Source organism: Streptomyces sp. NPDC059788, from assembly GCF_042732265.1.
Classification (GTDB): Bacteria; Actinomycetota; Actinomycetes; order Streptomycetales; family Streptomycetaceae; genus Streptomyces.
In genome coordinates, this window is record NZ_JBHWHY010000012.1 from 125341 (window position 1) to 145238 (window position 19898).

The 19898-nt window shown below is 72.6% G+C and carries 20 protein-coding genes and 1 riboswitch; of the genes, 4 read left to right on the forward strand and 16 right to left on the reverse strand.

Features of this window, described 5'->3' with window-relative positions; all coding sequences use genetic code 11:
- Positions 1–103: 103 nt before the first annotated feature.
- From ACFV57_RS13360 to ACFV57_RS13385, 6 genes are all read right to left on the reverse strand, one after another.
- A complete protein-coding gene (locus ACFV57_RS13360; protein ID WP_385229882.1) occupies positions 104–532 on the reverse strand; it encodes a GNAT family N-acetyltransferase in 429 nt (142 codons plus the stop codon).
- A gap of 167 nt (positions 533–699) precedes the next feature.
- On the reverse strand, positions 700–1590 hold the full coding sequence (locus ACFV57_RS13365) for an LLM class F420-dependent oxidoreductase (RefSeq protein WP_385229885.1): 891 nt from the start codon (positions 1588–1590) through the stop codon (positions 700–702).
- Between the two features lie 134 nt (positions 1591–1724).
- Complete coding sequence (locus tag ACFV57_RS13370; RefSeq protein ID WP_385229888.1) at positions 1725–4301, reverse strand: ABC transporter permease; 2577 nt, start codon at positions 4299–4301, stop codon at positions 1725–1727.
- 6 nt (positions 4302–4307) lie between these two features.
- Positions 4308–5072, reverse strand: a complete 765-nt coding sequence (locus ACFV57_RS13375; RefSeq protein ID WP_385229891.1) for an ABC transporter ATP-binding protein — start codon at positions 5070–5072, stop codon at positions 4308–4310.
- Position 5073: 1 nt separating this feature from the next.
- The gene (locus tag ACFV57_RS13380; protein ID WP_385229894.1) at positions 5074–6060 is read right to left on the reverse strand and encodes a hypothetical protein; all 987 of its coding nucleotides are present in this window, start codon (positions 6058–6060) and stop codon (positions 5074–5076) included.
- On the reverse strand, positions 6057–6854 hold the full coding sequence (locus ACFV57_RS13385) for a MerR family transcriptional regulator (RefSeq protein ID WP_385229897.1): 798 nt from the start codon (positions 6852–6854) through the stop codon (positions 6057–6059). The genes ACFV57_RS13380 and ACFV57_RS13385 overlap by 4 nt, the downstream gene beginning before the upstream one ends.
- A 222-nt stretch (positions 6855–7076) precedes the next feature.
- Between ACFV57_RS13385 and ACFV57_RS13390 the strand changes: the two genes are divergently transcribed.
- Both ACFV57_RS13390 and ACFV57_RS13395 read left to right on the forward strand, forming a co-directional pair.
- Complete coding sequence (locus tag ACFV57_RS13390; protein ID WP_385229900.1) at positions 7077–7709, forward strand: TetR/AcrR family transcriptional regulator; 633 nt, start codon at positions 7077–7079, stop codon at positions 7707–7709.
- Between the two features lie 55 nt (positions 7710–7764).
- Positions 7765–8454, forward strand: coding sequence for a VC0807 family protein (locus tag ACFV57_RS13395; protein ID WP_385229903.1), 690 nt, complete (start codon positions 7765–7767; stop codon positions 8452–8454).
- Between the two features lie 47 nt (positions 8455–8501).
- Here ACFV57_RS13395 and ACFV57_RS13400 read toward each other — a convergent pair whose 3' ends face one another.
- From ACFV57_RS13400 to bioB, 5 genes are all read right to left on the reverse strand, one after another.
- Complete coding sequence (locus ACFV57_RS13400) at positions 8502–9671, reverse strand: acyltransferase family protein (RefSeq protein WP_385229905.1); 1170 nt, start codon at positions 9669–9671, stop codon at positions 8502–8504.
- A gap of 296 nt (positions 9672–9967) precedes the next feature.
- On the reverse strand, positions 9968–10618 hold the full coding sequence (locus ACFV57_RS13405) for a class I SAM-dependent methyltransferase (RefSeq protein WP_385229908.1): 651 nt from the start codon (positions 10616–10618) through the stop codon (positions 9968–9970).
- A 93-nt stretch (positions 10619–10711) separates the two neighbouring features.
- Positions 10712–11398, reverse strand: coding sequence for a dethiobiotin synthase (gene bioD / locus ACFV57_RS13410; protein ID WP_385229911.1), 687 nt, complete (start codon positions 11396–11398; stop codon positions 10712–10714).
- Between the two features lie 104 nt (positions 11399–11502).
- Positions 11503–12813 (reverse strand): adenosylmethionine--8-amino-7-oxononanoate transaminase, encoded by a 1311-nt coding sequence (locus tag ACFV57_RS13415; protein ID WP_385229914.1) that lies wholly within the window; start codon positions 12811–12813, stop codon positions 11503–11505.
- Positions 12806–14065: a biotin synthase BioB gene (bioB, locus tag ACFV57_RS13420; RefSeq protein ID WP_385229917.1), complete on the reverse strand. Its 1260-nt coding sequence runs from the start codon at positions 14063–14065 to the stop codon at positions 12806–12808. The genes ACFV57_RS13415 and bioB overlap by 8 nt, the downstream gene beginning before the upstream one ends.
- Before the next feature lie 146 nt (positions 14066–14211).
- Here bioB and ACFV57_RS13425 point away from each other — a divergent pair, with 146 nt between their 5' ends.
- Positions 14212–15465: an 8-amino-7-oxononanoate synthase gene (locus tag ACFV57_RS13425; RefSeq protein ID WP_385229920.1), complete on the forward strand. Its 1254-nt coding sequence runs from the start codon at positions 14212–14214 to the stop codon at positions 15463–15465.
- A 33-nt stretch (positions 15466–15498) separates the two neighbouring features.
- Here the strand turns inward: ACFV57_RS13425 and ACFV57_RS13430 are convergent, their stop codons facing one another.
- Positions 15499–15753 carry a DUF397 domain-containing protein gene (locus ACFV57_RS13430; protein ID WP_385229922.1) on the reverse strand — a complete coding sequence of 85 codons (255 nt, stop codon included), beginning with the start codon at positions 15751–15753 and terminating at the stop codon, positions 15499–15501.
- 9 nt (positions 15754–15762) lie between these two features.
- Positions 15763–16665 carry a helix-turn-helix domain-containing protein gene (locus ACFV57_RS13435; RefSeq protein ID WP_385229924.1) on the reverse strand — a complete coding sequence of 301 codons (903 nt, stop codon included), beginning with the start codon at positions 16663–16665 and terminating at the stop codon, positions 15763–15765.
- 317 nt (positions 16666–16982) lie between these two features.
- On the opposite strand from ACFV57_RS13435, the gene ACFV57_RS13440 reads away from it, so the two are divergent.
- Entirely contained in the window at positions 16983–17411 is a 429-nt protein-coding gene (locus ACFV57_RS13440) for an ATP-binding protein (RefSeq protein ID WP_385229926.1), read from the forward strand.
- A 60-nt stretch (positions 17412–17471) separates the two neighbouring features.
- On the opposite strand, the gene ACFV57_RS13445 is transcribed toward ACFV57_RS13440, so the two are convergent.
- The 3 genes from ACFV57_RS13445 to ACFV57_RS13455 all read right to left on the reverse strand — a co-directional run bounded on the left by ACFV57_RS13445 (position 17472) and on the right by ACFV57_RS13455 (position 19511).
- Positions 17472–18083, reverse strand: a complete 612-nt coding sequence (locus tag ACFV57_RS13445; RefSeq protein WP_385229928.1) for a hypothetical protein — start codon at positions 18081–18083, stop codon at positions 17472–17474.
- 205 nt (positions 18084–18288) lie between these two features.
- On the reverse strand, positions 18289–18786 hold the full coding sequence (locus ACFV57_RS13450) for a DUF6328 family protein (protein WP_385229931.1): 498 nt from the start codon (positions 18784–18786) through the stop codon (positions 18289–18291).
- Between the two features lie 251 nt (positions 18787–19037).
- Positions 19038–19511, reverse strand: a complete 474-nt coding sequence (locus tag ACFV57_RS13455) for a C40 family peptidase (RefSeq protein WP_385229934.1) — start codon at positions 19509–19511, stop codon at positions 19038–19040.
- A 3-nt stretch (positions 19512–19514) separates the two neighbouring features.
- Positions 19515–19679, reverse strand: a riboswitch (cyclic di-AMP (ydaO/yuaA leader).
- Positions 19680–19898 lie beyond the last annotated feature (219 nt).

Below are 19898 nucleotides of genomic sequence, written 5' to 3' on the forward strand. Positions count from 1 at the left end.
TGGACGCTCACTCCTTTCGTTGGGAGACGTGAGAAGCATCCATGGTAAAGGATGAGCAAAACGGGTGGTGATTTGTCGGACAGCGGGGGCAGGGAGGGCCGGATCAGTCGTGGGCCAGTGGTTTCACCCACCGCCGCCAGTGGTCCTCGCGCCGGTATCCAGCGGCCGACCACGCCCGGTGGGCCCGTTCGTTCGACTCCAGCACCATGGCGTCCCCGCGCCTGCCGTGCACGTCCAGGAAACGCCGTTCGGCGGCTTCGAGCAGCGCCGTCGCCACGCCCTGGCGGCGGCGCGCGGGCAGCACCGCGAGCCGGTAGAGCGAGCACCGCCAGCCGTCGTACCCGGCGATGACGGAGCCCACCAGGGCTCCGCCGGCCTCCGCGATGATCAGGGCCAGCGGGTCCCGCTCGATCAGACGGGTCACCCCGTCCACGTCGTCCGTGATGGAGGTGCCCTCCGCCGCTTCCCGCCAGAAGGCGAGCACGGCCTCGGCGTCATCCGGTACGGCTGTCCGTATGCGCACATCGATCATGCCCGGCAGCCAAGCACGGAACGGTTCCGCGCCGCCATCGGCTTCCGCACTCCGAGACGCCGCGGCCGTACGGACCGCGGCGCCGCGCCCGGGGCCGTACGGCGGGTCGTGCTCGTGCGGACCGTGCTCGTGCGGACCGTGCACGTCCCGTACGGACCGTGCCCGTGTCAGCTGCCCTGCAGTTCCTCGATGACCGGAGCGAACGCCTCCATGAACGGGTCCAGCACGGTGATGTACGAGAAGCCGTAGCGCTCGCGGTGCTCGCGGAGCTGCTCGGCCATCTGCCGGGCCGTGCCGATCAGGAACGTCGGTATCCGGAGGGCCTGTTCCTCGTCGACGCCGATGGCGTGCCCGGCGATGTCGCGCGCGGTGGCGCGCCGGTCGTCGGTGACCAGGACCTGCTGGACCAGGATGTTCAGCTCGGCCGGTGCGGCGCGGTCCGCGGCGGCCTTGCGGTAGACGGTCAGGGTGTCTTCGAGGGCGTCCGGCGGGAGGAGTTCGAGGGTGCCCTCCGGCTTGCCGGGGGCGGCCCGGCCGCCGGTGAAGGCCACGATGTCCGCGTACCGGGCGGCCAGGCGCAGCATGCGCGGGCCGTTGCCGCCGATCAGCAGCGGCGGCCGGGGGCGCTGGGCCGTCTTCGGTGTGTGTTCCGGGTCGCCCAGCAGGCGGTCCAGCTCCTCGACCGTCCGCGTGAGGTGGTCCACCCGCTCGCCGGGGGTGCCCCAGGGCAGGCCCGCGCTGTCGTGCTCGGCGCGTACGTATCCGGTGCCCAGGCCCAGTTCGAGCCTGCCGTCGGTGAGCAGGTCGGTGGTGGCCGTCTCGCGGGCGAGCAGGGCGGGGTTCCAGAAGCCCGCGTTGAGGACGAAGGTGCCCAGGCGCGGGCGCTCGGTCGCCTCGGCGGCGGCGACCAGCGCGGGGAACGGTGCGGGCCAGCCGAGGTGGTCCGGTACCAGCACCACGTCGTACCCCAGGTCCTCGGCCCGGCGGCACCTCTGCCGCCACTCCGCCCCCGACTCGATGCTGATCATGTTGACGCCGAAACGGAACGGACGTGGCATGGGGCCCCCTTGGGATGCGTGCGCGCGGTGCTGAGCCGGCGCGAGCGGTGGTGGTCGCGTGTGGCGCGGACCGCTGGTGAGTGTAGGTGGAGGTTCGTCTTGCGTCGAACCATGTCGAGGTGTGGCGCCGCGGGTCACTCATTGGCTATGGCGGTCAGGATGTCGAGCCGGGACGCGCGCAGCGCGGGCAGCAGCGCCGCCAACAGGCCGACCAGCACCGAGCCGACCACCACGGCGGCCACCGTGGTCCACGGGACCGCGAACGCCGTCAGGCCCTCCAGTGCCAGCACCCGCTGCGTGGCGACGCCCCAGACCAGCCCGAGCCCCAGGCCCAGGATCGCGCCGAACAGCGCGATCACCACCGACTCCAGCCGGATCATCCGGCGCAGCTGCTTCCTGGACAGGCCGACGGCGCGCAGCAGCCCGATCTCGCGGGTGCGTTCCACGACGGCCAGCGCCAGCGTGTTGACCACGCCCAGCACCGCGATGACGATCGCCAGTCCCAGCAGCCCGTACAGCAGGTTCAGCAGTGCCTGGATCTGGCCGCTGACCAGCTCCTTGTAGTCGGCCCGGTCGTTGACCCGGACCTGCGGGAAGGGGCGGAGCGTCCGCTCCAGGGCCGCCCGCAGCCGCTGCGGATCGGTGCTGTCCGCGGCGTTCACGTACAGCACGGAGTCCTGCCCCCGCGGCACGTACCTCTCCAAGGTGGCCATGCCCATGAAGATGCCCCCCTGGGCGCCCGGACCGGAGCTGGAGTCCTCCGTCAGCGCGCCGACCGTGAAGCGGGCGGGCCGCCCCGACGGCAGCACCGCGTCCAGCCGGCTGCCCACCCGCAGGCCGTGTTCCCGGGCGAACTTCCGTTGCAGGCCGATTCTTCCGGGTGCCAGGGCCGCCGCGCTGTTCCCTGCCGCGTACGACACCTTCCCCACCTCGTCGAAGCCCGGATCGAAGGCCCCCGCCACCGTCGTGACCGCTTTGCCGTCCGGCAGCGCCGGCTTCAGGGGAACGATCCGCTGGCGTACGAGCGTGCCGACCCCCGGCGTCGCCCGCACCCGCTCGGTGATCTCCCCGGAGAACGGTACGAACGACGCGTTCTGTACGACGAAGTCGGCGCCCAGCGTCCGGTCGATCTGCTGGTTGACCGAAGCGGCCGCCGAGGCCCCGGCGACCGACAGCCCGGCCACCAGCGCCAGCCCGACCATCAGGGCCGTCGCCGTCGCCCCCGTACGGCGGGGATTGCGCAGCGCGTTGCGGCGGCTCATCCGGCCCACCGCGCCGAACACCGGCTCCAGCCCGCGTCCGAGCAGCCGGATCACCGGGCGCACCAGCAGCGGTCCCGCGATCACCCCGGCCACCAGCGTCAGCAGCACGCCGAGCCCCAGCAGCGCCCCGGCGACCGCCGTCCGGCCGCTCAGCACACAGCCCGCCAGCGCGCCCGCGCCCGCCGCGCCCACCAGGGACCCGGCGACCGCTCGCGCGCGCAACGGCCGCCCGGTGCCGGGGAGTTCCGCGTCGGCGAGGGCGGCCATCGGGGAGACCCGGCCCGCCCGCAGTGCGGGGAGCAGCGCGGCGACGAAGGTCACGCCCACGCCGACGGCGTACCCGACGACCGCGGTCGGCCAGTTCAGCACCAGGTCGGCGGTGTTCAGCCGCAGCCCGAACCAGCCCATCGCGACGACCAGCAGCACCGCGAGCCCGAGCCCCGCGGCGAGCCCCGCCGTGGCGCCGAAGACGCCCAGCAGCAGCGCCTCCAGCAGCACCGACCGGCGCACCTGGCGGCGGTCCGCGCCGAGCGCCCGCAACAGGCCCAGCTCCCGGGTGCGCTGCGCGATCAGCATCGAGAAGGTGTTGACGATCAGGAAGATCCCGACCAGGACGGCGACGCCCGCGAAGCCCACCATCAGGTACGTGAGGATGCTGAGGAAGTCCCCCAACTCCTCGGCCTGCGTCTTCTTCTGCTCGTCGCGCGTACGGATGTCGTACGCGGCGGCGCCGGTGCCCAGCGCGGCGCCGATCCGGCTCTTGAGCACGCGGTCCGGCACACCGGGCACGGCGTCCACGGACACCCCGGTCGCCCTGTCCGTGCTGCCCAGCAGGCCGCGCTGGGCGGCCCTGGTCTCCAGGAGGACCAGGGATGCGCCCGGGTTGGCGGTGGTGAAGGCGGCGATGCCGACGACGCGTACGGGCACGGTGCCCGGCGGGGCGATGACGTGCAGCGTGTCACCGATCCGTACGCCCTCGCGGTCCGCGGTGTCCCGGTCGATCATCGCCTCGCCGGGGCCGCGCGGCGGACGGCCGCTGGTCACCCGCATCGGGCCGGGAGCGCCAGGGGACCAGTTGGCGGCGGTGGACGCGGCGTTGCGCGTCGCGCCCACCGGCCGGTTGCGGGCGTCGGTGACGGTGATCCGCTCCACCTTCACGTCGAGGCGGGCGCGCGCCACCCCCTGGACACCGGCCACCCGCTCCCGCAGGGCGGCCGGCACGGTCGGGGTCTCGGCCGAACCGATGCCGCCCGGGGCGTCGAAGTCCTGCCGCGGCGCCACCTGGACGTCCGAAGCCGTCGAGGCGAAGAGCCGGTCGAAGGTGGCCCCCGTCGTGTCGGAGAAGATCAGGCTGCCCACCACGAACGCCACCGAGAGCACCACGGCGAGGGCGGAGAGCACCAGCCGCCCCTTGTGCGCGAAGAAGCTCCGGAGCGTGGCCCGCAGCACGGGACGTCAGCCGTTCCGCGGGCGGTCCGGTACGGATTCCGCGGTGGGCCGCGCCGTCTCGTCCACGATCCGGCCGTCGGCCAGATAGAGCGCCAGATCGGCGTGGGCCGCGGCGTCCGGGTCGTGGGTGACCATCACGACCGTCTGCCCCAGTCCGTCCACCGCCTCCCGCAGGAACTGGAGCACCTCCAGCCCGGAACGCGAGTCCAGGTTGCCGGTCGGCTCGTCCGCGAAAATCAGCGCGGGGCGGGCGGCCAGGGCCCGCGCGCACGCCACCCGCTGCTGCTGCCCGCCGGAGAGCTGGGAGGGCCGGTGCCGCAGGCGGTCGCCGAGCCGGAGCGTGCCGATCACCTCGCGCAGCCACTCCCGGTCCGGTTTGCGGCCCGCGATGTCCATGGGCAGCGTGATGTTCTCCTCGGCCGTCAGGGTCGGCAGCAGGTTGAACGACTGGAACACGAAGCCGACGCGGTCCCTGCGCAGCCGGGTCAGCTGCCGGTCGTCGAGACCCGTGATCTCCCGCTCGCCCAGCCACACCCGGCCGGCGGACACCGTGTCCAGGCCCGCCAGACAGTGCATCAGCGTGGACTTCCCCGACCCCGAGGGGCCCATCACCGCCGTGAACCGCCCCTGCCCGATCGACACGTCGACGCCGTCCAGCGCCACGACCCGGGCCTCGCCCGTCCCGTACGTCTTGACCAGCGCCGCCGCCCGGGCAGCCGCGTGGCCGCCGTCCGGAGCGCCCTTCGCCGTACCCGGGACCGATGTGGACACGTCAGCCTCCCGACGTCGGCCCCGTGTCGCACGGGGCGGCAACTCCCGCGTGGCCCCCGACAGTAGGGCAGCTTCGGCTGCCCGGGTATCCCCCCGCGGTGCCGGTCCGGCCCGGCACGGGGTGGTGAGACCTCAGCGCGGCGACGGCGGACGCGGGGTCCTCGGCGTAGAAGCGGAACGCGCGGGCCTCGGCGGGCCTGCCCAGGGCGCGTACGTACCGCACCGGCCCGGTGAGCTCGACGGTGACCGTCGTCTGCCCGGCCACCGCCATGTCGGCAACGCCGTGCTCGTCCACGACGGCCAGCTTGCCGTCCGGGAACTCCCGGCACAGGCGTACGGAGGCTATCCGGTCGGCCGGGATGCGGATGTCCAGCAGGGCGCCGTAGCGCAGGCGCAGCGACCCGTCCGCTCCGACCACGTGCGGGCGCACCACGCAGGAGGCGTGCAGGGCGATGACGAAGTAGCAGCCCCAGATGTCGAGGACGAGGGTGACGGCGTGCACCACCGGCCACGGGATCAGGAAGGCGAGCGCCACGGTCTCCACGACGCAGACGAAGAGGAAGCCGTACGTGGTCGCCGTCTGCCCGGGAGCGTACGGAACGGGCAGATCGCCGTCGCGCACCCCGTGCGGGCCGCGGCGCGTCACCCAGCGCAGGAAGCTGGTGGAGAGGAAGACCTCGTGGGCGGTCAGTTTGCGTACGGCCGCCGGAACGGTGTCGGCGATCGCGGCGAGGAAGGCGGAGCGGCGGTCGAGACCGGCGCGGCGGTGGCGACGGTGGTCGAGGCAGATCAGGGTCGCCGACACGGCCGCGAGCAGGAGCATGACCGACTCCGTCGCCAGACGGGCGGCCGGGGGTATGCGCACCCCGCCGAGCACACACAGGACGAGCACCAGTTCCGCGGGTACGAGCGCGCTGAACGCCCAGCGCACGGCCCTTCTCAGCACCGGCAGCGCGGGTGGCGCCGTCTGCGCCGTCGGCCCCTTCATCGGGCACGCTCCCTCAGCAACGCGACGGCGCGGTGCACGGCCGCGGCCTGGGCCGGGGCGAATTCCGCGAAGAAGGCGTCCGCGAACCCGCCGCCCTCTCCCACGTCCCCCTCGTCCGGGATACTCAGCGCCTGCGCCGCCTCCTGGGGGATGCTGTCGACGATGGCCCGGGCGGTCCGCTCCACCCGCGGGTCGTCCTCGGCGGCCCCGGCCAGTTCGTCCAGCTGGGCGTAGACCGCGTAGGCGCGCTCCATGGCCGCCGGGTCGCCGCTGAGGCTGCGCACCATGGTGTCGAGCCAGCCGCGGTCGCCGCCCGGCGAGCCGGTCTCCAGCAGGGCGAGCAGCTGGCGCTCCTTGGCCGCCATCGCCGGTTCCGGCCCGGGGGCCCGCTCCCAGGCGCGGGCCATGTTGTCGAAGATGGCGGCGAGCTCGGGGGAGACGGGCGCCTCGGCCGGCAGCCGGCCGGTCTGCCGGGCCTGTTCGAACAGCCGGGCCAGCCGGGCGCGACGCTGCCGGATGGCCTCCTCCTGGCGGGCCAGATCGGCGTCCAGCTCGGTGAGGATCTCCAGGAGTTCCTTGCCCGCGTCGTCCGCCAGTACGTCCTTGACCTCGTCCAGGCTCAGCCCGAGCTCGGTCAGCCGGCGGACCCGGGCCAGCTCGACGGCGTCACGCAGTGTGTACTCGCGGTACCCGTTCGGCTGCCGCTGCGGCTCGGGCAGCAGTCCGATGCGGTGGTAGTGCCGTACGGCGCGGGTGGTGACGCCGACGACGGCGGCGAGCTCTCCGATTCGCATGACAACAGTAGAAACGTTGTCGCAGCGACAAGGTCAAACGACACGGCATCGGGTCGACGGTGTCCGCCTCCCGTTCCGCCGCATGACAGCGGCGCCGACCGGGCAGGTGTGGCCGCCTTCGTCGAAGGGGGCGTCCGCCCGTCCACGGCGTCTGGTGTTCTTTGATTCAGTCGAGGTAAGGTTTATCCGGCTGGATAAAACGAGGGCGACGGCGGGATGGTCATGGCGCGCACCGAGCGGACAGAGCGGACAGGGCGAACGGAGCGGACGTTCACCAACGAGGCGCGGCGGGCGCAGATCGTGCGGGCGGCGATCGACACGATCGCCGAACTCGGCTACGCCAAGGCGACCTTCGCCAGGATCACCGAGCGGTCCGGGCTGAGCAGCCCGCGGATGATCTCGTACCACTTCGCCGACAAGGACGATCTGATCCACCAGATCGTGCGGGAAGTGTTCACGGCCGGGGCGGAGTTCATCGGCGCCCGGATGGCGGCCGAGGGAACGTCGGCCGGCAAGCTGCGCGCGTATCTGGAAGCCAACCTGCGGTTCCTGCGCGAGCACCCGCAGGAAATGCTGGCGCTCACCGAGATCGGTCCGCATGTGCGCGATGCCGGCGGGCGGCCCTACACCTCACAGGGCGCGCAGGAACCGAGCGTGCGCGGACTGGAGGGGCTGCTCTCGGCCGGGCAGCGCGGCGGCGAGTTCCGTGCCTTCGACGTCCCCGCGATGGCGGTGATGATCCGCGGTGCCGTGGACGCCGCGGCCCAGCGGCTGCGCGGCGAGCCGGGGCTGGACTTCGACGTGTACACCCGCGAACTGGTCATCGCGTTCGACCTCGCCACCCGGTCCGGCTGATCTCCCTCCCGCGGAACGCCCGACCAGAAGAAGTCACCCTCGGAAAGGTTGTGTTGTGGCAGAAAGCCCAGGCGCGCGGCGCCCCACCCCATCGGGCGGGGTGTTCAGCCGCGTACTGCTGGTCCATGTGATCGTCCCGCTCGCCCTCTTCTACGGTCTGCGGTGGCTCGGCGTGAACCAGTACCTCGCTCTGCTGGCCGGCGCCCTGATCCCGGCGGCCGGTGCGGTCCGCGGCATCGTCGCCGAACGCCGGATCGGCGGATTGCAGATCTTCATGCTCGGCACGATGGGCCTCACCGTCGCGATGTCGTTCGTCACCGGCAGCCCACGGATGCTGCTCGTCCGCAACGGCTGGGGCATGGCCGCGATCGGCGTGTGGATGCTGTGCACGCTGCTGTCCCGGCGGCCCTTCCTCTACGAGGCGACCAGGATCGTCGTGGACGAGGACAAACAGCGGGCGCTGGCGGCGAACTGGGACCGCTACCCGGCGTTCCGCCGGATGCTGTGGATCTGCAGCGCCTTCTGGGGCGTCGCCTGCCTGGTCGACAGTACGGTACGGGTCGCCCTGGCGATGACCCTGCCGGTCGATCTGGTGCCGGTCCTCGACGATGTGCTGCTGGGCGTAACCGTCCTGGCGATCCTGGCCTTCCAGCGCTGCTTCGGACGGGCGTACCTGCGCCGCAACGGGCTGCGCAGCCGCGGCCTGGACATCACGCCCGTCACCGCGGGGCAGGCGGCGGCGTGACGGTTGCCCCGGAGACCGGGGCCGACGGGCACGTATCCGCCATCGGCTCAGCCGGCGACGGCCTCCGGCGACGGGGTTCGTACGGCGCGTTTGGGGCGGGAGAATTTCTGTGTGAGGGGGTGTTCGACGTAGCGGTGCAGAAGGTAGGCGCCCACGGCGGACAGTGGAAGGAAGACGAGGCAGGCGATTGCGACGGTCCCGAGCAGGCCGAATTGGGATCGATTCCCGATGAGGAACTGGAGGGCGAGCGTGATCGTGAAGTAGTGGACGACGTAGAAGGCGAAAGACCGTTCGCCGAGATGGACCATCGTGCGTGAGCGCAGCCAGGACGGGGCGGAATCGATGTCCCGTGCGGCGACGGCGGCGACGAGGAGTGCGCACGAGGCGGCGTAGATGCTGCCGAACATGAAAGTGCGGGGCAAAACGGTGGTGATGCCGATCGTCAGGAAGGGGAGCCAGGCCGTGTGCCGGGGACGCAGGTTGATCCAGCGGCCTTCGCGGACGATGCGGGCGAGCAGCATCCCGAGGATGAATTCGGGAATGCGGCTGGGCGGAAAGACGTAGGAGAGCCAGAGGGCCTTTTCCGAGACGGGGAGTCCCGGCAGCGCGCCGGGGCCCGGGATGAACTGGGCGAGGGCCGGCACGGCGAGGCCGACGAGGACGGTGCCGATGGCACAGGCCCAGAGGCGTTCCGCGGGAATTTTGCGGATGACCCTGAGCAGCGCGGGGAAACACAGGTAGAAGAACGCCTCGCACGCCAGGGACCAGGTGACGACGTTCTCGGCGCTGAAGTAACCGACGCGGGGGAACCACACCTGCACAAGAGCCATCTGGGACAGGGACGGCCCCGCCTCCGGAGCCTGGCCGTATCCGGGCATGGGGGACTGGCCCGAGGCGCCGTAGAGGGTGAGGAAGACCATGGTCAGGGCGAAGACCACGAGATGGTTGGGGAAGATCCGGAGATAGCGGCGGCGCCAGAATCCCCGCGCGGTGTCGCCCGGCTGGGCGGACCAGGTCATGACGAAGCCGCTGAGCACGAAGAAGAGGGAGACCGCGGCGCAGGCGAACGCGACGGCGAGCCCGAGTGAGTTGAGAAGATTCTTGTCCTGGAGAAGTCCGGGGGTATAGACGGCGTGGGCACCGAACACGGCGAGCGCCGCCAGGGCCCGTAACCCGGTGAGCGACTGCAGACGGTTCCGCGGGGGAGCTGTTGTCAAGACTTCGCCTCCTTCCAAAGGCTCCGAAGTCGGAGGGGCACGCGAGAAGACCGCGGGAGCAGGGGAGATCCGGCGGTCCGGGGGCAGCCGGCGGAGGGGAACCGGCAGGGATACTATCCGCGAGCCGGCAGACCGTTGCCCCATGGATTACCGGTCGCTAGGGAAATCCTTAGTGAGTGCCCCGGACGGAAATTGCGGCGGTCGTCGGTGCGGCCCGCGCGCTCGATGTCCGCGCCCGACGCGTCTCGCGGCCCGTCAGGTCTTCGGTGGAGTCGGCGGCTTTCTCCCCGCCGTCCCTACCCCGTCCGCCGTGCCACGCCCACCACCGTCCACGGCAGGGCGGGGCCGGGCCCGAGCACGCGGCCGCGACGGTAGGTGCCTACGGTGAAGCCCGCGGTCCGCAGTTCGTGCAGCGGGTCGCGGGACAGGTGGCAGTTGCCCATCAGCAGGGGCCACACCGTGCGGTCCAGGGCCCGCTGCACCGTGGCGGGGCCGTGGCGCAGGGAGCGGCCGTGCTCGAAGAAGCGCAGTTCGCCGCCGGGCCGCAGCACGCGTCGCAGTTCCGACAGTGAGCGCTGTACGTCGCGTACCGAGCAGAGCACCAGCGACACCACCGCCGCGTCGAACGCCTCGCTCTTGACCGGCAGCGCTTCCGCCGTGGCCGGTACGACGTCCACCGGGATGCCGGAGCGCGCCGCCTCGGTCTGGGCCCGGCGCCGTAGCGTGCGTTCGGGTTCGATCGCCACCACCTCCGCGACGGTGCGGGGGTAGTGGGCGAAGTTCGGGCCCGTACCGGCGCCGATCTCGATCACCCGGCCGGAGAGCCCGGCCAGCATGTCGTGCCGCAGGGCCGCAAGTCCCGTGCGGTGGTCCGCGAAACACGCGTACCACTGGGCGAAGACCGGGTGGTGCACGACTCCTCGCTCGACTCGCCTGCGGTGTGGCATGGCTGGTCCTTTCGCCGGACGACGTTCGCCGGTTCGAGTGTCCGCCGTGCCGTGCCGCGGCACCACCGTGGGGACGCGGCGCCGGGCGGCGGATCAGCCGGTGCCGCCGAGCGCGGGCGCCAGCCAGCCCGGCGCCCGCGTACGGAACTCCTCGGGCGGCAGGCCTCCCGCTCCTTCCGGGATACGGCCCAGGAGCGGGGCGCCGGCCGCCTCGGGGAAGTCGTCGAGGTTGCAGCGGGCGGCGAGACCGGGCGCGGCCGGCCAGCTGCCCACCACCACTCCGGGGGAGTCGAGGCCGTACGCGCGCAGGGCCAGCGCGGTGAGAGCCACGGCGTTGAGTGCCCCCAGACCTGCCTGCGCCACCACCAGCACGGGCGCCCCGGCCAGGCGTGCCGCGTCGGCGAGGGTCGAGCCCGCGTCGTCGAACCGCACGAGCAGACCGCCCGCGCCCTCGACCAGCACGAGGTCGTGCGAGGCCGCCAGTTTGGCCGCGGCCTCGGCGATCTCCTCGGGGCGCACCGGCGGCAGCCCGGCGCGGCGCGCGGCGGTGGCGGGGGCCAACGGTTCGGGATAGCGCGCCAGTTCCGCGGTGGTGACGCGCGGGCCCGCGAGCCGTACGACTTCCGCGGCGTCACCTGGTTCGTCCAAGGCGACACCGGTCTGGGCAGGTTTGAGGACTGCCACGGAACGGCCCCGACCGAGGGCCGTGGCGGCGAGCGCCGCCGTGGTCACGGTCTTCCCGATCTCCGTGCAGGTTCCGGTTACGAACAGCACCGGCATGAGGGGTTCTCCTGTCGTGGAGGGTGGTTGTCGCTTCGAAGGGCTGTGGGCACGTGGGCGCGCAGGCCGGGCGGCGCGCACCCAGGGCTCCCGCGCGCCGCCCCTCAACTCCCGCGCGCCACCGCGCACATCGCCGCGCAGATCCGCGCCACGTCCTCGTCCCCGGTGATGTACGGCGGCATCGTGTACACGAGGTCGCGGAACGGGCGCAGCCACACGCCCTCCCGCGCGGCCGCCCGGGTGGCGGCCGCCATGTCCACCTCGTGGTCGAGCTGGACCACGCCGATCGCGCCCAGGACGCGTACGTCCCGCACGCCCTCGACGGCGGTGGCGCCGGCGAGGCCGTCGCGCAGTCCGGCCTCGATCCGCTTGACCTCACGGGCCCAGTCCTGCGACAGCAGCAGGTCGATCGAGGCGTTGGCGACCGCGGCGGCCAGCGGGTTGCCCATGAAGGTCGGGCCGTGCGCGAGGACCGGCACGTCGCCGCGGGAGATCCCGTCGGCCACGGCGGATGTGCACAAGGTCGCCGCCATGGTGAGATACCCGCCGGTCAGCGCCTTGCCGACGCACATCACGTCCGGTGTGACGCCCGCGTGCCCGGCGGCGAACAGCGATCCCGTACGGCCGAAGCCGGTGGCGATCTCGTCGAGGACCAGCAGGACGCCGTGTTCGTCGCACGCCTCGCGCAGCACCCGCAGATAGCCGGGGGAGTGGAAGGACATGCCGCCCGCCCCCTGGACCACCGGCTCGACGACGACCGCCGCCAGCTCGTCGGCGTGCCGTGCGATCAGGTCGCGCAGATGCGCCGCGTACGCGGGGTCCGGCGGGGCGTCGAACCCTGGCGGCGGCGCGTCCGCGAAGAGCTGCCGGGGCAGGGCGCCCTGCCACAGCTCGTGCATACCGCCCTGCGGGTCGCATACCGACATCGGCTGCCAGGTGTCACCGTGGTAGCCGCCGCGCCAGGTCATCAGCCGTTGTTTGCGCGGCTGTCCGACCGAGCGCCAGTACTGGAGGCACATCTTCACCGCGACCTCGACCGACACCGATCCGGAGTCGGCGAGGAAGACGTGTTCCAGGCCGTCCGGGGTGATCTCGGCCAGCCGGGTGGCGAGCCGTACGGCGGGCTCGTGCGTGAGCCCGCCGAACATCACATGGCTCATCCGGTCCAGCTGGCCGCGGGCGGCGTCGTTGAGCACCGGGTGGTTGTAACCGTGCACCGCCGACCACCAGGAGGACATTCCATCCACCAATTCGGTCCGGCCTTCCACCGGTTCGGCCAGCCGCAGTCGTACGCCGGACGCCGACTCGACGACCAGCGGCGCGGCCCGGCCGGGCATCGGGCCGTACGGGTGCCAGACATGCTGCCGGTCGAGCGCCAGCAGTTCGGGGGCGGTGAGCGGCGCGGGCTCAGGCATTCGGCGGCAGCTCCGTACCGGCGCCCCGACGGCGTACGGAGACCAGGTCCGTGCGGGCCTCACCGGCGGGAGCCGCGGCGGCGGGGGCCCCGGCCTGCGGTGTCTCCGGCCGGGCGGTGGCTTCCGCGCCCACGGCCACCGCGTCCGCCCCCGCCCCCGTCCGTACGGCGGGTTCCGACGCGTCGCCGTCCCCGCACGGCCCGCAGCCGCCACCGCCGTGACCGCCGCAGCCGCCCGCGAGCGCGTCCGCGCGGTGCTCCGGCAGGGTGGTGGTGTCCGTGCCCTCCACCTCGAAGCCCGCGTCCGCGATCATCGCGAGGTCGTCCTTGCCCGCCTGGCCCTCACTGGTCAGGTAGTCGCCGAGGAAGATGGAGTTGGCCAGGTGCAGGGCCAGCGGCTGCAGCGAGCGCAGGTGCACCTCGCGCCCGCCGGCCAGCCGCACCTCCACGTCCGGGCAGACGAACCGCACCATCGCCAGGATGCGCAGCGCGTGCTGCGGCGTGAGGTTCCACTCCTTGGCCAGGGGGGTGCCCTCGAAGGGGATGAGGAAGTTCACCGGCACCGAGTCGGGGTCCAGCTCGCGCAGCGCGAAGACCACGTCCACCAGGTCCGCGTGGCTCTCGCCCATGCCCGCGATCAGGCCGGAGCAGGCGGACAGGCCCGCCGCCTGCGCCTGTTGGACCGTTTCGACCCGGTCGGTGTAGGTGTGGGTGGTGGTGATGTCCCCGTAGGTGGCCTCGGAGGTGTTGAGGTTGTGGTTGTAGGCGTCCGCGCCCGCGGCCCGCAGCCGGGCCGCCTGGCCGTCCGAGAGCAGGCCGAGGCAGGCGCACACCTCGACGCCCTCGTTCTGCTCCTTGATGGCGGCGATGGTCTGCGACACCCGGTCCACGTCCCGGTCCGTGGGCCCGCGACCGCTGGCCACGATGCAGACCCGCTTGGCGCCGCCGGCCACCCCGGCCGCGGCCGCCTCGGACGCCTCCTCCGGCTTGAGCCAGGTGTACTTGAGGATCTCGGCCTTGGAACCGAGCCGCTGCGAGCAGTACGAGCAGTCCTCGGGGCACAGCCCGGACTTCAGGTTGACCAGATAGTTCAGCTTCACCCGCCGCCCGAACCACCGGCGGCGTACCTTTCCGGCCGCGGCCACCACGTCGAGCAGGTCGTCGTCGGACGTCGCCAGTACGGCGAGCGCCTCTTCGCGGGTCGGCAGTTCGCGCCGCAGTCCCTTGTCCACCAGCGTTGTCAGCAGATCCATGGCGACGATCCTGGCGTACGCCCGCGGCCCGCGACCATGGAGGAACCTTACAAGCGCGCCGATCCGGGGTGTGTGCATGGCCACACCGTAGGACGGTGGAACGACCGCTAACGTCTATCGACAGCCCACAAACGCGAAGGACACCGATGCACCAGGACGACCCCGCGCCGCCACCGCTTGCCGACGTGCCGACGCCGCCTCGCGACGTACCGTCCGGGGCCCACGCCCCCCGCAGCGGCACCGGGCAGGGCACCGGCGCGCAGGCCGCCGCCTTCGGCTGGATCGATACGGCCGGCGAACAGCGCCGCCGGGCGGGACTCGTGCGTACGCTGCGGCCGCGGCCGGTCGAGTCGACACTGCTGGACCTGGCGAGCAACGACTACCTCGGCCTGGCCCGGCACCCCGAGGTCACCCGCGGCGCCGCACAGGCCGCGCACCGCTGGGGCGCCGGCGCCACCGGGTCCCGGCTCGTCTCCGGCAGCACCGAACTGCACGCCGGCCTGGAGGCCGAACTCGCCGAATTCTGCGGCTTCGAGGCCGCCCTCGTGCTGTCCTCCGGATACGCCGCCAACCTCGCCGCCGTCACCGCGCTCGGCGGCCCCGGCACCCTGATCGTCTCGGACGCGGGCAACCACGCCTCGCTCATCGACGGCTGCCGCCTCGCCAGGGGCCGGACCGTCGTGGTCCCGCACGCCGACCCCGACGCGGTGCGCAAGTCGCTGGACGGGCACGACGGCCCGGCGCTCGCCGTCACCGACGCGGTCTTCTCCGTGGACGGCGACGCCGCGCCCCTGCGGGAAGCCGCCGCGGCCTGCCGTGCGCACGGCGCGGCCCTGCTCGTCGACGACGCGCACGGGCTGGGCGTGCTCGGCGACGGAGGGCGCGGCGCGTTGCACGCCGCCGGGCTGGCCGGGGACGCGGACGTGGTCGCCACCGCCACCCTGTCGAAGTCGCTCGGCAGCCAGGGGGGCGTGGTCCTGGGCCCGGCCCGGGTCATCGAGCACCTCGTCAACACCGCGCGGACGTTCATCTTCGACACCGGCCTCGCCCCCGCCGCGGCCGGCGGCGCCCGGACGGCGCTGCGCCTGCTGCGCCGCGAGCCGGAACGCGCGAGCCGGGTGCGCGAGGTGGCGGCGGAACTGCACCAGCGGCTCGGCGACGCGGGACTGGCTGTCGTCCGGCCGGACGCCGCCGTGGTCTCGGTGCGGGCCCCCTCGCCGGAACAGGCCGTCCAATGGGCCGCGGACTGCCGCGGCGCGGGCCTCCTGGTCGGCTGCTTCCGGCCGCCGTCCGTACCCGACGGAGTCTCCCGGCTCCGCCTCACCGCCCGCGCCGACCTGACGCCCCGCCAGGCACGCGAGGCGGTCCGTACCGTCGTACGGACCGCGCCGGGCATCTGAGGCGCCGGACGGGTCCCGGCCGCCCCGCTCACGTCACGCGGTGACGGCCCGCTCGTCCGCCTTCGTGAACCGGCTGTCGGCCAGTCCGCTGACGAAGGACCGCCAGGCGGTCGTGGTGAACAGCAGTGCCGGGCCCGCGGTGTTCTTCGAGTCGCGTACGGCCAGCAGGCCGGGGCCGACGCGGGCCGTCTCGACGCAGTTGTTCATGCCGGTGCTGTGGCTGCTGCGCCGCCACCGCGCGCCGTACCGCGCGGTGCGGGCGGGATCGGGCCCAGGCGGGAATGACATGGTGCCTCCTCAGACGCCGGTGCCGGCCCATGAGGTATCGGCGATCCGGGCGATGAACTGCGCTGACTTCTCGCACGAGAGGGCGTGCCCCCGCAGCGTGTCGAACGCATCGCTGTACGCCCTGAGGTCTTCCCTTTGCTCCAAGTAGAGGCTACTCGTCAAATGGTCGAGAACAACCACATCCAAGTCAGAAGTGAGCGGAAAGGAGAAGATAACGAAAGGGCCGGTGATGCCGATGTGCACACCGGACGCGAAGGGCAGCACCTGTAGACGCACATGCGGCAATTGCCCCACGTCCAGAATGTGCCGCAGCTGCGCCGCCATGACCCCGGGCGGACCGACCTCCCGGCGCAGCACCGCCTCGTCCAGCACCGCCCACAACTCCAGCGGCCGCTCGGCCCGCAGTACGTCCTGGCGGGCGATGCGCACCTCCACCAGCTCGTCCACCTGCTGCGACGGCAGGTCCGACAGCGTCGCGCGGGTCACCGCCCGCGCATAGTCCGGCGTCTGCAGCAGCCCCGGCACCACCGTCGTCTCCAGCGTGCGCGCCCGGGACGCCCCGTACTCCAGGCTGATGAAATCCCGGTACTCCGGCGGCAGCAGGTCACGGTACGAGTGCCACCAGCCGCGCCGGCCCGTGCCGCCGTCCTGCGCGCCGTCGTTCTGCGGGCCGCCGCCGCACAGCACCGCCAGCAGGGTGCGCAGCTCCGCGTCCCGGACGTCGTACGCGTCCAGCAGCAGTTCGACATCGGCCGGCCTGGCTCCGCTGCGTCCGGTCTCGATGCGGCTGACCTTGGACTGGTGCCAGCCGACCAGTCGGGCCGCTTCACCGCTGGTGAGTCCGGCCAGTGTCCGCTGGCGCCGTAACTCCGTGCCCAGCTTCCGGCGGCGCACCGCGGGCCCGTACCGCATACCGCGACCTCCGTTCCCTTTCCTCGGGGGCGTGTTGCGTCCCAGGCGCGCACGCCCCCTGGTGGCTGATTCCGATGCGACAGTGTGCCGCGCAAATCCGGTCTCGCGTAGCAGAGTTCACCGCTTCGGGCGACAGATATATGCACTTCTTGGCGGATGACCCGTCACAGTCGCAGCATGAGTGGCAGTCTGGCGCACAGCAGCAGTCCGAGGCCGTTGCCGCAGCGGTCGAAAAGACCGAAGAGGCCGGAATGTGATGGCGGCCTCCTTCGGCGGCGGGCCGGAGTCGAGCCTCGGGGGAAAGGGACGGCGTCGCGATGGCAGATCACCAGGAATCCTCACTCACTCTGCCCAGCGCACCGGCATCGGTCGCCGAGGCCCGCAGGTACGTCACCGGCGTACTCGCCGAATGGGGCCTGCCGGACGGGACGGAGACGGCCGACACCGTGCGCCTGATCGTCTCCGAACTCGCCACCAATGCCGTGCAGCACACCTACGGCCGGTCACCGGCCTTCACCGTGGACGTCCGGCTCGACCGTGACGAGCGGCTGTGGATCGGTGTCACCGACGACCATCCGCGCTGGCCGAAGCGGCTGCCGGCCGCGGTGCAGCAGGACAACGGGCGGGGCATGGTCATCGTCCGGTTCCTCGCCGTCGAGTCCGGCGGGCAGCTGACGGTCGAGCCCACCGAAGCCGGGGGCAAGACCGTGTGGATCACGCTGCCCTGGAAGCTGTTCCTGCCGTAGTGACCCGCTTTCGGGGCGGTACGTTCTTCCGGCGGCACGTTTTTTCGGCGGTGCGCCTCCTCAGGGTCTGGTGAGGAAGCGCGGCTTGCGGCGGCGGCCCGTGCTGCAGGCACAGCCCACGCCCTCGTCCCGCACCTGCCGGTACGTGGGACTGGTGTCCCGGCCGCAGACGGAACAGCGGCACGGCCACGGCTCGTAGGCACCCGGACAGGGGACGAGCGGCGTCAGCCCGGCGGCGTACATCACACGCTCGGCGACGGTGGCCGGTCCGGGGGGCGTCGCCGGACCGGGTACGGCTGCCGGGCCAGGCGGTGCCGCGGGGCGAGGCGGCGCCGCCGGGGCGGGAACGGCTGCCGGGGCGGGTGCGGCGGCCGGAGCGGGTGGGGCAAGAGGGGGAAGTGGGGGCGGCGAGGCGGCAGGAGCAGCAGGGGGTGCGGATGCGGGCGGGGCGGGAGGGGCGGCGGCGCCGTAAGGTCCCTCGGTGACGGGCGGGCCCGCGGGCGTACCGGAGGCGAGGTCGCCCGGATGCCACTGGTGCAGGCAGGAAGCGCACCACCACAACAGTTCACCGGCGCCGTAGACCCCCTCGTCCTCCCACAGCACGTCCGTGCTGCCGCAGGCCGGGCAGGGGGTGGCGGGGGAGCGGCGGCGCAGCAGGCCGCGCAGGTTCACGATGCGGTCCTGGTGTGCATGAGCTGGGGCAGGTGCGTGTGCATGGGTCTCCTCACGTGCTAAGGAGACTCCATCGGTTCGCCGCCCCCAAAGCAAGGACGGCCAGGTCACAAAAGATTTCGACCACGCGCCATCCCCGCGGCCTCCGGCGGTGCCCCTGCGGCCTCCCGGGGTTTGCCCGCGCCGTCCCGGGGTGTCGCACGGTTCAGGACGACGATTCGCGGGCCGCCGGCTTGATGTGCCCGTTCCGGTGCCCCAGTACGCGGGGGAGCAGCGCCCACAGGCTGCCGCACGTCACCAGCGTCACCGAGCCCGCCACCACGCCGGCCCCGCGCCCCAGTACGACGTCGACGACCAGCAGGACGGCACCGGCCAGCGCCAGCGCGAGCACCGCCATCCCGGCGGCCGTCAGCCGCGCGGAGACCTCCACGATCAGCCCCTTCGCACGCCGCCGGAACAGCACCCGGTGCACCGCCGCAGGCGCGGTGAGCAGCAGCGTCGCCAGTACGGCCAGCAGCAGCGTACCCACGTAGAAGCCGCGTTGCGTGGTGTCCAGGGACACGAAGCGCGGGGTGAAGGCCAGCGTCAGCAGGAACGCGAAGAGGATCTGCACGCCGGTCTGGAGGACGCGCAGTTCCTGGAGGAGTTCGCCGAAGTTCCGGTCGTAGCGCTCCAGGGGCGTCTCGTTGCGGTCCGCGCACACGGCGTACCGGGCGGAACCGGACGGCCGGGGCGGGGCCGGTGGCTCGGACGCTCCGGGAGGCCCGGGCGTCCCGGACCGCTCGGGCGGTTCAGGCGGTTTGGGTAAATCGTTCCGGTCGTCGTCGGTGAAAGGGGGCATCATCTGCGGGTATCCACCGGCACCGTTGATCACTCCTGGTCCGCGCGCGGGCGGCGGTACGGGGCCCCGTGGCGACACGCGGCCCCGTACGCGCGCTCCTTCGGTGCGGAGGATCAGCGGACCCGGCCGTACGAGACGCCGCGCGACCAGATGCGCTCCAGGCGCACCACGGTGCCGGGCTTGGGCGCGTGCCAGATCTTGCCCGATCCCGCGTAGATGCCCACGTGGTAGATGCCCCGGCGCGAGTGGAAGAAGACCAGGTCGCCGGCGCGGCGCGCGGACGCGGACAGGTGCCGGGTGCGGTTGTACTGGGCCGCCGCGGTGCGCGGCAGCCGTTTACCGGCCCGTTTGAACGAGTACAGCGTCAGGCCCGAGCAGTCGAAACGGTAAGGCCCGGCGGCTCCGTACTTGTAGGGCGCTCCCTTCTTGGAAGCGGCTATCCGCAGTGCCGCGGCCGAGGTCGACGCGGCTTCGGCGTCCGCGGTGGCTCCCGGTACGACCAGTGTTCCGCCGACCGTGGCAAGGGCGAGGAAGGAGATCACTCCGGCTCGCGCCAGCAGGGGGGTAGCGGTGGTACGCGCAGTCATGCGCAACCCTTCGTCAGCCGCCTGCGAAGGAGTACCTGTCGGGTTCGGGCAGGCGAAGATGCCCGGTCGCGCTGACGACTTCACCCCAAGGGCCCGTACGGCCGTGGCGGCCGTCGTGCCCGTCGTGCTCGGGTCCTCCGCTCCTGCCGATCCGGGCGCATCGACCGGACATCCGGTACGGCGGCAGGATTGGGCGTCCGCCCGGACCGCCCCACCGCTGTGGCGGGGGCTTGTCGTCGAAGCGATCGTTGCGCACCTCGCGCCCGGATTCCGAGCAGAAACGGCGGTATGTGAGGTTGGTCACGTCTGCGCTGTTCGGGTGGACAGCGTTCGTCCCACGGGAGGTTCGCGACGGGTGAGGACCCACGTACCAGGCCCGGAACCCGG